At 59.7% G+C, this 12696-nt stretch carries 7 protein-coding genes; 6 read left to right on the top strand and 1 reads right to left on the bottom strand.

Translation table 11 applies throughout. From position 1 onward, the window contains the following. The first annotated feature begins 1 nt into the window (after position 1). The 3 genes from BKA12_RS08725 (at position 2) to BKA12_RS08715 (ending at position 10529) form a co-directional block, all read left to right on the top strand. Complete coding sequence (locus BKA12_RS08725; protein WP_183642682.1) at positions 2-6496, top strand: DEAD/DEAH box helicase; 6495 nt, start codon at positions 2-4, stop codon at positions 6494-6496. A gap of 3 nt (positions 6497-6499) precedes the next feature. Further along, the gene (locus BKA12_RS08720; protein ID WP_183642678.1) at positions 6500-8734 is read left to right on the top strand and encodes a 3'-5' exonuclease; all 2235 of its coding nucleotides are present in this window, start codon (positions 6500-6502) and stop codon (positions 8732-8734) included. 577 nt (positions 8735-9311) lie between these two features. Continuing rightward, positions 9312-10529 carry an acyl-CoA dehydrogenase family protein gene (locus BKA12_RS08715; protein ID WP_183642674.1) on the top strand — a complete coding sequence of 406 codons (1218 nt, stop codon included), beginning with the start codon at positions 9312-9314 and terminating at the stop codon, positions 10527-10529. Between the two features lie 2 nt (positions 10530-10531). Here the strand turns inward: BKA12_RS08715 and BKA12_RS08710 are convergent, their stop codons facing one another. After that, on the bottom strand, positions 10532-11023 hold the full coding sequence (locus tag BKA12_RS08710) for a flavin reductase family protein (protein ID WP_183642672.1): 492 nt from the start codon (positions 11021-11023) through the stop codon (positions 10532-10534). 136 nt (positions 11024-11159) lie between these two features. On the opposite strand from BKA12_RS08710, the gene soxR reads away from it, so the two are divergent. From soxR to BKA12_RS08695, 3 genes are all read left to right on the top strand, one after another. After that, complete coding sequence (gene soxR, locus BKA12_RS08705; RefSeq protein ID WP_183644856.1) at positions 11160-11567, top strand: redox-sensitive transcriptional activator SoxR; 408 nt, start codon at positions 11160-11162, stop codon at positions 11565-11567. Positions 11568-11707: 140 nt separating this feature from the next. Further along, positions 11708-12139, top strand: a complete 432-nt coding sequence (locus tag BKA12_RS08700; RefSeq protein WP_183642668.1) for a YkvA family protein — start codon at positions 11708-11710, stop codon at positions 12137-12139. Positions 12140-12370: 231 nt separating this feature from the next. After that, positions 12371-12688, top strand: coding sequence for a CinA family protein (locus BKA12_RS08695; RefSeq protein WP_183642665.1), 318 nt, complete (start codon positions 12371-12373; stop codon positions 12686-12688). Positions 12689-12696: the final 8 nt, after the last annotated feature.

Below are 12696 nucleotides of genomic sequence, written 5' to 3'. Positions count from 1 at the left end.
AATGGCTGAATTACTTCCCACACAGCAGGCTCGGAACTTGGTGGAGGGTCTGCGTGACTACCTGACCACCACGTTTGCGCTTTCTGACGTCAAAGCGCAGCGTGCTCTCGGGGAGTTCCTCACCCATCCGGAAAACGGCATGTTCAAAGGCCCGTACGTTCGTCTTCGGTTGCCCTTTGAACCTGCGAGCGATGGTTGGCGTCAGTCCTTAGACTTCACGCCGCACGGCTTCAACCCGTATGGTCATCAGGCCAAAGCATTCGCTCGGTTGTCTTCGAAATCGCCGGATGGTCGCGGAATGCGTCGACCAGAGCCCACTCTGGTGACCACAGGTACGGGCTCGGGTAAGACAGAGTCCTTCCTGTATCCGATCCTCGATCACGTCTTGCGTGCCCAGAAGGCTGGGATCATGGGCGTCAAAGCGCTCATCCTGTACCCAATGAATGCGCTCGCGAATGACCAGGCTGGGCGTCTTTCCAAGCTGATTACTTCGACGGTGGAGCTCCGCGGCATTCGGGCCGGTCTATACACGGGCCAGACTGGGCCGACGCGTAAGAATGTCACTCCCGACGGCCTCATCAACGACCGTTACGAGCTGCGCGGTAACCCGCCAGACATCTTGCTGACCAACTACAAGATGCTGGACATGCTCTTGCTTCGCAACGAGGACGCGAAGCTTTGGAAAGACTCCGCCACCAGCTTGCAGTACGTGGTGCTGGACGAATTCCACAGCTACGACGGCGCCCAGGGCACGGATGTCGCGATGCTTTTGCGTCGCTTGGGACTCACCTTGAAGTCCTATTGGCCGGAGGACTTGGACGCCGCTCCTGCGATTGCTGGATTGACGGAAGCAGATCGAGCCCGACCCCTTGGCAAGATCACTCCGGTAGCTACTTCGGCAACTTTGGGTGGTGCAAGCTCGCAACAGGCTGGCTCGCCAAGCTCGGACGCTGAATCCTCCAGCGGCTCGTCGGCCATGTTGCGCTTCGCCGAGACGATCTTCGGGGAGACGCTCGGCGAAGAGGCGCTAGTCACTGAGTCCCGCATGCCGTTTTCCGTCTGGCGAGATCTTGAGGGCTCCGCTGGATCGGTAGCCGTCAACAGCCTGTCTGAGATCGCGACCCGCGTCCATGAAACTAACCAGCGCGTTCGCCTAGACCAATCCCACGAATCGCTATTTTCTGCCGCCATCGATGCGCTCTTCACCGAGCACCCAGGAGACGAGCCGAAGTCTCTACTCTTTGCTTTGCGTCACCACCCACTCACGGAAGCATTAGTGCGGGAGACGAGCGGCGCCGTCGTACTTCGAGATCTCGCCACCAAGCTGTTCCCCAACGTGGATACGGACGAAGCCGAAGAATTCCTCAGTCACGTGCTGGCGCTGTACTCGCACGTGCGTGCCGTTGCCGGACGAGAAGCACTCACCGTGGAAACGCACCTTTGGGTGCGCGAACTTAGCCGCATCGATTCCGTCGTAGACATTTCCTACGGGTACCGGTGGGGTGACGACGGCGTCGACGAAGGTGAAATCGAAGCCCAGCGCGTTTACTTGCCAGCGATCTACTGCAGGCACTGCGGCAAGTACGGGTGGGGTGCCAAGATGGCGCCGACCGACACCGAGGTGGAATTCGAAGCGCCCGAAATCCGCATGGCATCGCTGACTAAGGATTCTTCGTTCCGTGCGCTTATCCACGCCGTGGGTGAAGCGGATGCCGTGTTTACGGGGGAGAAGCCTGCGCTGTTGGCTAAGGAAGATGGCCTGCGGTACCTTCATACTGCCCGCAAGGTGTTGCTGACGGAAGCTCCGGATCTTGATGATGCTGATTATCAGCGTGGCGGCATCATTCCCGTGTTGATGCATACAGGTAAAGAGGCTCCGGAGCTTTCTCGCAACGACACATGCCCGTCCTGTATGTCGCCGGACGCGATTCGATTCGTGGGTAGTGCCATCGCGACATTGACGTCCGTAGCCGTATCCACGCTCTTTGGCGCGAGCGAGGTGCCGTCCTCGGAGAAGAAGGCGCTGATCTTTACGGACTCCGTGCAGGATGCCGCGCACCGAGCGGGGTTCATTCAAGCGCGATCTCACACCTTCAATCTGCGTACCGCCTTGCGGTCGGCATTTCACGGTGGGCCGGGCGACGTGCTGACCTTGGGCCAGCTGGTTGACCAAGCCATGGTCACGTTGCCGGGGCGCGACGCAGCGACGCACCGGTTCCGCTTGGTGCCGCCAGAGCTGACGGAGCGCGAAGGTTTCCGCGAGTACTGGGACGAGAGTGCTGCTCCTGGACTTCGTGCGCAGGCTGGCGAAAAGGTAAAGCGGCGTTTGCGTTTTGACGCTGCGTTGGAATTGGGATTGCAGTCCCGGCTGGGCAGAACGTTGGAGCTCACTGGTTCAGTAGTGGCCGAGGTATACGCCGGCACTCCAGATTCACTTGCTGCTTTGGGTCGGCGAGTGTGGGAAGCCAAGCTTCACGTGGTTCCGGGCGCTGGTGCCCCCACGGATGAGCAGCTGCGGGCGTGGGTAAGCGGTGTGCTCACGCGCGTGCGCCTGCAAGGTGGTATTCACCATGAGTGGCTGGATAAGTACATCTATCACGATGGGCATCGTTACCACGTGTGGGGCGGACGAGCTCGTCATCAGGGAATGCCTGCGTTCCCTACAGGCCGACCAGCGCCTGCATTCCCCGTGATTGGTCCGACTAAAGCTGAGCATGGTTTGGACCCGGTCACTCCTCGGAACAGCTGGTACTCCATCTGGACCAACCGGACCCTGGGCGCGATTCCTGAAGACGGCGGCTTCTTGGCGCGTGAGCTTTTTGAAGAACTTGCTCGCGTGGGCGTGCTCAAGGAACACGCCACTGAGCAGGGTGCTCGCGCTTATTCTTTGCCGCCGGAGCGCATCATTCTGACGGCGCCGGAAGACCAAGCGCTGCGTGACAAGAAGCATGCGCTGGTGTGTGAAGTGTGTCAGACGCGCACGGTGGGCACGACCTCTCTGGTTGATCAGCTCGACGGTGCGCCGTGTTTGCAAATCAAGTGTTCTGGCCGTAATCAACGCGTTGCCATGGACCCGCAGAGTTTCTATCGGTCCATGTATGCAGAGCCTGAGGGCAAGCGCGTGGTGGCTCGCGAGCACACGGCTTTGCTAGAAGACGAGCTGCGGCTGGAGTACGAGAACGACTTCAAGTCTTCTGACCCGAAGCCTGACGCTCCAAACGTGTTGGTGGCGACGCCAACACTCGAAATGGGTATCGACATTGGCGACTTGTCCTGCGTGATGCTGGCTTCGATGCCGGGATCCGTGGCCAGCTATGTGCAGCGAGTTGGCCGTGCTGGACGTTTGACGGGTAACTCGTTGGCGCTTGCTTTTGTGCGTGGCCGCGGTGAGAACTTGCCGAAGCTGAACGATCCGCTCTCCGTCATCAACGGCGACGTGCGGCCGCCAAGCACCTACTTGCAAGCAGAAGAAATTTTGCGCCGCCAGTTCACCGCCTACTTGGGTGACTTGCTGGCTCGTGATGAAAACGCTCCGCACCCGACGTCTGCTCGGTCGGCGTTGAAGTCCATCGAGCCAAGTTCCTATTTGGGTGCGATGCTGCAGCTGGTCGACTCACGCGGAGCCGAGATTCTTGATGAATTCTTGGGACAGTTCTCCGCTGAGCATGTCTCTGATGAAGTGCGTACGCGCATGCACCGGTGGTGCCTCGAAGATTTGCAAGGGCAGATCCGCAAAGCGTCTCAGACGTGGCAACTCGATCACGAAAGTCTGCAACGACGCATCAGGGACGTTGAAGCGGCTGTTCAGGATTTGGCCGTTGAACTTCAGCGCGCTCGCAATGACTACGGAAAAGACGACGAGCATCCGAAGGTTCGCGATGCAGCTCGAGAGCACAAGTCTGCCGAAGCGCAGCTGCGACGGCTGTATCGCGAAGCGGAAGAATCTCGCAACGAGTACTGGATCTCCAAGATCGAGATGTACGGATTGTTCCCGAACTACACGCTCATTGGCGACCCCGTAGAACTCGAGGTCGGCGTTTCCTGGCGCAATGAGGAGACCCAGCAGTTTGAGGCGTCCACCGAGACCTTCGCGCGTGGTGCTGGCATTGCCATTCACGAGTTAGCTCCGGGGTCGACGTTCTATGCCCAAGGAATGGAAATCGAAATCGATGCTGTGGACTTGGGCCCGGAACTTCGCGAAGTTCAGTACTGGCAGATTTGTCCTGCGTGCGGTTGGAAGAAGTCGGTTCGTCGTATTTCAGAAGTGCCCGTTCAATACGCCGATGTAGTCAGCGTCTGTGTACGTTGTGGCGCGAACGGAATCGATGATGTGGGAAATACGCACGCCGTCGTGGTCCTTCGAAAAGTATCCGCGGAACTGCGCCGCGACGAAGCCGCCATCGGCGACTCTCGCGACGACCGTAAGCGCGCACGCTTCCATCTGGCTTCGATCGCGGATATCGATCCAGCGAATTGTGAGACCCGCTGGTTCGTGGAGAAGAGCCAGTTTGGCGCTGAGTATCTGAGCAGTGTTGACATCTCGTGGCTGAACTTGGGTCAGAGCAACCGCGGCGGAACTTCCGTGATGATCGCCGGCCGCGATTATCACGCGCCACGCTTCGCGCTGTGTGAATACTGCGGAAAGCGTGACAGCAGCTCTAAGTCCAACAGCAAGGACGAGCACCGCTTCTGGTGCAAGCTGCGCAAGAGGAATGAGGAGCGCACCCGCTCGCTGTTGCTTGCTCGCGAGCTACGAACTCAGGGCGTGAAGTTGCATCTGCCGCCGTCTGCGAATGATGTGGACGCGTTCGCGTTGCCGACGTTGAAAGCAGCTTTGCTGCTGGGTCTTCGCGAACATCTGGGCGGAACGCCAGGACACTTCGGGATCATGAGCGTTCCTGATACGTCCGGAAGTCAGTACGGTCAGGCTCTGCTGATTCACGACACCGTTCCCGGTGGCACCGGCTACTTGGCGAGCTTCAAGAGTCCGCAGGTTGTCTTCAATGTTCTGGCCGCCGCACTGCGTGTGGTGTCTACGTGCGACTGTGCTCTTGAAGGCCGGCGCGCATGCCACAAGTGCTTGCTGCCGTTCGCCGAATATTCGATGGTGGACTTTGTGTCCCGCGTGGAGGCAAAACGTTTGCTCGAGGACCTGTTGGGCATTGAGGCTGACGAGGCCCCGGACTTTGCTGCGTGGGTAGTGCGGGACGAGCCCATGGAGGATTCCTCAGGCGAATCACCGCTGGAGGTCTCTTTCAGGCGCTCGCTGAAAGCTCGACTGAAAACTGTGAATGCGGACATCGCGCCGAAGCCGGGTCCGTGGGGCGAGCGACTGCGTATCAAATTGCCTTCGCAGCCGTACTCGTGGACGTTGGAGCCTCAGGAAACGCTTGGGAAGGTGCGGCCGGACTTTGTACTGCGGTACGAAGATCCGAATGTTCCGGAGCTGGCCATCTTTATGGACGGACAGGCATTTCACGCCTCGACGGCTGAGAACATGAACCGCGTTGGGGATGACGCCAAAAAGCGATTCGGCCTCAAGCTTCAGGGAATCATTCCCTGGGCGATCACGCATCAGGATCTTGAACGATTCGATACTGCAGGAGTGGAAGACGCTGGCCCCGATGCGTGGTTTAACTGGCGCCTCGAAGAGGGACTGAGCAAGAAGTACTCGTTGTCACCGTCGATTAAGGGTGGGTTGCGCGGCGGCTCCATGGAGTTGCTGTGGCGGTGGATGAACAATCCAGATTCTGCCTCGTGGAAGCTCTTCGCCGACATTGCGGTTGCGTTCGCCATGGTGGACATGAACCGCACGGATGTCTCGACTGCCAAGGTTCCTGACTTCCAGTTTGGTAGCGGATTACCCGAGCTTCCGCACCTCGAGGGGACGCCCTGGTGGACCCGTCAAGGGAAGTACTTGCACCTCATTGCCGCAGGTCATCCTCTGCAAGTTGCGAACGGTTCCTTGCGTGCGCTCTTGAGTCTCGATGACAGTCCGGAGGCAGTCGCTTCTGAGGGCTTTGCCGAAGAATGGCGACGCTGGCTGTTCTGGAGCAACCTGTTTGCCTTCCAAAGCTCACCCAAGACCACGCTGGTGGGAACGCGAACGTCACGAGACGAAATTCTGGAAACTGCCGGCTACAAGCTGGGTGCACAGGACATCGTGATGGCACCTGCTAATGCTGAGGATGTTTTGCTGATCGATCCTGCGTGGCAGCCGGTCATCGACGAAGCGTTCGACGCCGAAGAGCGCAGCTTCCTCGAAAAGCTTGGCGCCGCTCACTTGCCCGCACCCGATGAGGTCGGTCAAGAAGTCGATGGCGTCGCAACGATCATCGTGTGGATCGACCAGAAGATCGCCGTTGTCTACGAAGCTGATGAGGGTGAGCCGCTCACCAAGAACGGTTGGACTGTAGTGACGATGTCTCAAGATGAGCTCCTCCGGGAAGCCATTGGAGCCTCGAGTGAAGTACCCGCAGACGGAGCAAAGGAGTAGAAGATGCCATTCGTATCCATGGCTTCGGCCAAGAACAAGTTGGACGGATCTGTGCAGAAGCTCGCCATGAGCTTCCTCCAGAAACTTCAAGTGGATGACACGGCTCCCGGCCTGCACATCGAGCCCATGAAGCAGCCACGCGATCCGCGCGCACGCACGGGCCGTGTGAACGACATGTACCGGGCCGTGCTCTTCAAGCTCGAATCCGACGGGGAACCGCACTACGTCTACGTGGGAACGTGGCCGCATGATGAGGCGATCGACATCGCTCGCTCTCGCGTCCTCAAATTCAACCTCGCCCTCGGTGCTCCCGAAGTCGAGGACCGTGGCCTGATTGACGAAGCGCCCGTTGAACCGCAGCCAACCTACGTTCCACCCACGCCACCACAGCCTGAGGTGAGTGAAGAGCGGCAGCCGAGCGGCGGCGTCGTACTGGAATGGACTAATCACCTCCGCGAAAATTGGACCCAAGAGCGGCTGGAATCGGAAGCCGGAATTAGCGCCGATGGGGCGCGCCGGGCGCTCGCCGCGACAACGCAAGCAGAGCTCAGTGAGGTCATCGATGCGCTGCCCGAGATGCAGGGCTTGGCGATTTTGGGGCTCGCGAACGGGGATGAGCTGGCCGATGTCCTCGACGAGCTGGGGGCTCAGCCTGCCGGTTCTGTCCAAGATCCGCAGGACGACGCACTTCTGGATAAGGCGATCCGCGAGTCCAAGGGTCAGTTTGTGTTCGTGGGGGACAACCCGGACGAGTTGCGCGAGGCGTTCGAGTCCTTGGATTTCGACAAGTGGCGCGTCTTCTTGCACCCCGAACAGCGCAAGTACGTGGAGACCGCAACCAGCGGGCCGTACCGACTGACCGGTGGCGCGGGAACCGGCAAGACCGTGGTGCTCTTGCATCGCGCACGCTCGCTGTACCGTGCGAATCCGAACGCGCGCATCTTGCTCACCACGTATACGCGGGCGCTCGCGAAATCGCTGTCGCTGCAGCTGACTCGTCTGGATTCCTCGTTGCCACAAGTGGAGATGGGGAAGCCTGGCATCACGATTGCGGGCATGGACCAGATTGCTGCGCAGGTGTTGCGGGATGCGCCGGCATCTGCCCTGGAGGCGGCGACTGCGTCCGTGCTAGGGCCGGGGCGGAACACGTTGTCCGTGAAGCTGGGGCGCGTGGATGAAGATTTCGAGGAGGCTGTAGATATGGCGTCGCCGGAGTTGCCCGAGCCGCTGCTGCAACCGCGATTCCTGGATCAGGAATACCAATCCGTGGTGCTCGCCAACGGTGTGGTGGAGGAGAAGGATTATGTGCGCGCGTCCCGTTCGGGCCGTGGCACCGCGCTGAACCGTGGTGCGCGGCAAGAGTTGTGGAAGGTTTTTGCGCAATTCCGGCTCAGCCACCGCATGAAGGACGCCGCGACGTTCCCAGAGATCGCGGCCATCGCGGCTGCAGTGTTGCGTGCTGGCGGGTCTTTGCCGTTCGACCACGTTTTGGTGGATGAAGCGCAGGACTTCAGCGCGCCGCACTGGTTGCTGTTGCGCGCTTTGGTAGCGGAAGGCGCGGACGATCTATTCATCGCTGAGGACTCGCACCAGCGGATTTACGGGCAAAAAGTGCCAATGTCCCGCTTCGGGATCAATATCCGTGGGCGCTCGCGGCGGTTGCGGCTCAATTACCGTACGACGGCGGAAAACCTCGCGTACGCGATGTCCTTGCTGTCCGGCGCTGAGTATTCGGACCTTGATGATGAGAAAGTGGCGGAATCCGGGTATCGCTCCGTGCGGTCCGGCCCGACGCCAAGCGTATTGACCGTTTCCGACTCGGCCGCTGAGGTGGATGTGGTGGTGTCCCGGATTCGGGAGTGGATGTCTGCTGGGGTGGCGCCCGAGGCGATCGCCGTGTTGGTGCGCTCGGAAAAGAACGCCACGCGCGCGGTTGATGGGCTGACTCGTGTTGGCATTCCGTCCAGCGTTGCCACCGGCGGAAGCGTGGCTGGCAAGGGCAAAGTCACTGTGATGACCATGCACTCCTCCAAGGGATTGGAATTCCAGTGTGTGGTGGTCATGGGGGCTGGTGCTGGTGATCTCCCTGCAAAGTGGACCTTTGAGGGGCTTCCGGAAGCGGAACAGTCCGATGCTTTGCTGCGCGAGCGGTCATTGCTTTATGTAGCCGCGACCCGTGCCCGCGATGAATTGGTGATCACCGCCTCGGGGGAGCCGAGTGAGTTGGTGCGGCGGTAAATCCCGGTCAAACAATCTTCTCTTGGCGGGCACACGTTTGGCCCTATTGTGGGTTTCCGCCATCTGGAGCGGGCTAGTGAATTCAGCCGAGTTCGGCATTGGTCATGGCACGATTTGCAACGGATTCTGGCAAAAGGACTGACCTTGATGACGCTATGGAGCTCTCTGGGATCAGCCGTGCTGAACTCGAAAAGGAGATCGACGCGGGCCTTCATTCCCTCTGATCTCATCCGGTGACCGTGACTGAACTTAGATGCACAGTGCGTCTCACTGAGGATGCCATTTCTGATTTGTATCTCCTGTTGAAAGGCTCAAAGAGTCGAATCATCCCCAAGCAAAGCCATTGTTGGAAGTTCTTCAAGCAATGGACCGACTTTACAAAGATGGCGAGGCTCAGCCTGAGCCGAAAAAGCGGCCTCCATTGCCCGAGTGGTTGAGACAATCCGTCGTCGCAAGTCCCTCGCTGAGTGATGAGGAAATCGATCTGCTCGCCTAAGTATTCCCACGGTGACTCCAATCCATGTCGTTCATGTACGTTGAAGCACAAGAACTTCCCGAGGTGGAGCAAAATAGCTCTATGGCGAATGAATCATTCTTGGGCCCGGTAGACCAGATCAACCTTGACGCGCTCTTCAGCGACGAAGAGAAGGCGCTCGCGCTACGTGTCCGCTCGTTCGTAGATGAAGCCATCCGTCCGAATATCGCCGAGTGGTACGACAACGCGGTGTTCCCAACGGAGATCATTCCAGAAATGGGCCGGTTGGGCCTGTTGGGAATGCACCTCAAGGGCTACGGTTGCGCCGGTCGCTCTGCCGTGGAATACGGCCTGGCAGCGCAAGAACTTGAGGCCGGCGACTCCGGTCTGCGGACCTTTGTGAGCGTGCAGGGATCGCTCGCGATGTCCGCGATCTTCAAGCATGGCTCCGAAGAGCAGAAGCAGCAGTGGCTGCCAGATATGGCGGCTGGTCGCGTGGTGGGTTGCTTCGGTCTGACCGAGCCAACCGCCGGCTCTGACCCGGCGTCCATGACCACGGTGGCGCGCCAGGATGCCAGCGGCGACTGGATCCTCAACGGCAAGAAACGTTGGATTGGTCTGGCCACTCTCGCGAACGTGGCAATTATCTGGGCGCAGACCGGTGAGATCGGCGACGGCCGCGGCGTGCGCGGCTTCGTGGTCCCTACGAATACGCCAGGTTTTGAGGCCGTCGCTATTACGCAGAAGATGTCTATGCGCGCGTCCGTGCAGTGCGAGATCACGCTGACCGATGTCCGCTTGCCAGCCTCCGCGATCCTTCCCGCAGACAGCGCTATCGGTTTGAAGGGTCCGTTCCAATGCTTGAACGAGGCCCGCTACGGCATCATTTGGGGCGTCATGGGCGCCGCGCGCGATTCCTTCAACGAGGTGCTTCGGTACGCGGGGGAGCGCATGCAGTTCGGCAACCCGCTGGCCGCCTACCAAATCACGCAGACCAAGCTCGCGGATATGGCTGTGGCTATCAACAAGGGTTACCTGCTGGCTCACCAGATTGGGCGGCAGAAGGATTCTTCCGGTACGACGCCGCCAATGATTTCCGTAGGCAAACTCGATAATTGCCGGGTTGCCATAGAGGTAGCGCGCGACGCGCGCGAAATGCTCGGTGGCAACGGCATCACGCTCGATTACTCGCCGCTGCGCCACGCGAACAACCTCGAATCCGTCCGCACCTACGAGGGCACGGACGAGGTGCACCAACTGACGATTGGCCGCGCGCTGACCGGCATCGCCGCATTCGCCGCAACCGAATACAGGGGGTAGCCCTAAAGCTCATCCCCAGTGCCGCGGAACGCACGGTCGCGGTAGATCATTGGATGCGCACTCTCGCCGGTGATGACGTCCAAGACCTCCGCCACCACGAGCGTTGACGTGCCCACGCGCACCGTCTCCATGATCTGGCATCTCAAAGCTGCCCGAACGCCCACCAAGTGCGGCTCACCTGTGGGCAAAAACTCCCAGCCCTGCTCGGCTGTAAAGCGCTCGCCGTCCGAGGCCGCGAAATCTCGGGCAATCTGCGCGTGCCGCGAATCCAGCAGATGCACCAAGACGGACTCTGCCGCCATAATTGCCCCCGCGCTTCCCGTTGATCGCGTCACCGAGAACACCAACGCTGGCGGCTCCGCTGATACCGATGCCACGCTTGATGCCGTTAGCCCCACTGGTCCGCGCGAACCCTGCGCGGTAATAATGGCGACTCCCGCAGGATGATCGCGAAAAGCGTCCTTGAACAGGGTGGAAAGGTCAGTGGCGGTCATAGTCACAGGTTAACTCTTCCTTTGTTGGCTTGTGGGCTTAGACTAAAACCTCAAGTGAGGTTGAGGTCAAAAGGGAGGACTCGCCGTGACCAGATCGGAGTCATCTGACGCCCACGAATGGTTTAGCGTGGGGGAGATGAGCCAGCGCACTGGCGCCGCCGTCTCCGCGCTCCACTACTACGAGCGTTTGGGGCTCATCGCCTCCGAACGCACGGCCGGTAACCAGCGCCGCTATCGCCGCTACATGATCCGTCGCGTGGCTCTCATCTCCGTGGCGAAACGCCTGGGCATCCCACTCGAGGACGTCAAGGATGCATTCTCTGAGGTTCCCCTCACGGAATCGCCCTCGCAAGCGGACTGGGACAAAGCCTCCCGCCGCTGGAAAACGACACTGGAACATCGCCGCCGCGGTATCGAAAAACTCGAGCAAGAACTCACCGGCTGCATTGGCTGCGGCTGCCTCTCGATGAAAGCCTGCGCCCTTCTCAATCCAGGCGACCAGCTCGGCGCCGGTGGAGCCGGGGCGCGACGGATTGAGGGGTAAGTTCGCTGGTTCATTGCCGGCGCGGTTTGAATATTAATCAGTTCGCCACCCTCGGCGCCAAGTATCCGTCCGGACTCTGCCCCAATTTCCTGCGGAATTAAGCTGTATTTATCCGATCCGAGTTCTCGTGGAGTGATTTCATGCCCGACTGGCTGAGCACCGTTTTGATGATTGTTGCCGCGCTGCTTGTGATCTGGGCGCTTCTGATTACTGTGCTGTGGTGGCAGCAAAATCGCATGGGCAAGGACGTGAATTGGCGCGAGATCATGCGTCTGGTACCGGACGTTATTCGGCTCGTCAAGCGCTTGGCCACGGATCCGTCCGTCCCCCGTGGCGCCCGCTGGATGCTGTACGGGTTGCTGGGGTATTTGCTGTTGCCCATTGATCTAGTGCCGGATTTCATCCCGGTTCTGGGCTATGCGGACGACGCCGTCGCCGTAATTTTAGTGCTTCGCTTTGCGACCAAACACGCTGGCCTAGGAACGGTGACTCGCTTGTGGCCCGGTACCGAGGCCGGCCTGGCGAGCCTCTTGGCGCTCGTGGGGTACGGGAAAAAGTCGCCCCGTACTTAGAGTCCCGTTCTTAGGGGTGTGTCCGTCCCGTTCCCAAACCGCCGAGGCAAACCGGAGACACCTGCCTTGCTCGTGGTAGCCCTCGCGTCCCATGCCATGGTGACTGGGGAAGTGGTGCGCCTCGGCGGTGCGTCGCGGTTGGGCATGAAGTAACAAAGAATGCCCGGGCGTAGGCTATCCCGCGGCCCACTTACGTCGTACACTGCTCCTAACGTAGGAGAATGGAGAGAGATGGTTCAATCTGCTTTTAGCAGTGAAGTGGACCGCAGCATCAGGGCACTAGTGGATGCGGTCACGTCATCCCCGTGCTCTATCGCCACGGCGGAGTCGTTGACTAGCGGACAACTTGCGGTAGCTATTTCTACTGCGCCCAATGCCAGCAACTGGTACAAAGGCGGTGTTGTCGCTTATCAGCCGAACGTCAAGCACGGCGAGAACGCGGAGGTCATGGGCTTTGAGTTTGCGGGTGAACCGATCGAGATCGTTGAGCAAACCATCTGCGCCGCATTTCGATCGCTCGCCGAACACATCTCATCAGCAAAGCTGTAATGCCATAT

Source organism: Neomicrococcus lactis, from assembly GCF_014200305.1.
GTDB lineage: Bacteria > Actinomycetota > Actinomycetes > Actinomycetales > Micrococcaceae > Neomicrococcus > Neomicrococcus lactis.
This window is presented reverse-complemented; position numbering and strand designations above follow the sequence as displayed.

Bases quoted from the DNA above. Each gene is read 5' to 3' on its own strand.
- BKA12_RS08710 (WP_183642672.1), bottom strand. From the start codon at position 11,023: ATGACCGCCACTGACCTTTCCACCCTGTTCAAGGACGCTTTTCGCGAT.
- BKA12_RS08700 (WP_183642668.1), top strand. From the start codon at position 11,708: ATGCCCGACTGGCTGAGCACCGTTTTGATGATTGTTGCCGCGCTGCTT.
- BKA12_RS08725 (WP_183642682.1), top strand. From the start codon at position 2: ATGGCTGAATTACTTCCCACACAGCAGGCTCGGAACTTGGTGGAGGGT.
- BKA12_RS08720 (WP_183642678.1), top strand. From the start codon at position 6,500: ATGCCATTCGTATCCATGGCTTCGGCCAAGAACAAGTTGGACGGATCT.
- BKA12_RS08695 (WP_183642665.1), top strand. From the start codon at position 12,371: ATGGTTCAATCTGCTTTTAGCAGTGAAGTGGACCGCAGCATCAGGGCA.
- BKA12_RS08715 (WP_183642674.1), top strand. From the start codon at position 9,312: ATGGCGAATGAATCATTCTTGGGCCCGGTAGACCAGATCAACCTTGAC.
- soxR (WP_183644856.1), top strand. From the start codon at position 11,160: ATGAGCCAGCGCACTGGCGCCGCCGTCTCCGCGCTCCACTACTACGAG.